The 273-nt window shown below is 67.0% G+C and carries 1 protein-coding gene; it reads left to right on the plus strand.

The window, feature by feature from the left end; translation table 11 throughout:
• Positions 1 to 203 (plus strand): hypothetical protein (locus ABG80_RS22700; RefSeq protein ID WP_160322511.1); only part of this gene is annotated, 203 nt, incomplete at its 5' end.
• Positions 204 to 273 lie beyond the last annotated feature (70 nt).

Genomic DNA, 273 nt, shown 5'->3' on the forward strand with positions numbered 1-273 from the left:
AGAAGACCGGCGAGGTGATCCCCACCCGCCCGGTTCTCCAGATCGAGGGCCTCGATAACCGTGGCCTCGTTCAACTCTTCACCCTCACAGTTCCGGACACCAAGCCTTTCGAGGGCCGAGTGGGTGAGCAGGTGTCTGTGCCGGTGCGTGCGTGGGCTCCTGGCGCGTCGGTGAGCCTCGCCTATGAGGGGGGCAAGGTGTGAGGATGGATGCACGTATGAGGCCGCTGGCGGCGGCCCTGCGGGATGGGCGAAGCCCGCACGCTGGGACGAC

This window comes from Aquabacterium parvum (assembly GCF_001447195.1).
GTDB classification, from domain to species: Bacteria; Pseudomonadota; Gammaproteobacteria; order Burkholderiales; family Burkholderiaceae_C; genus Aquabacterium; species Aquabacterium parvum.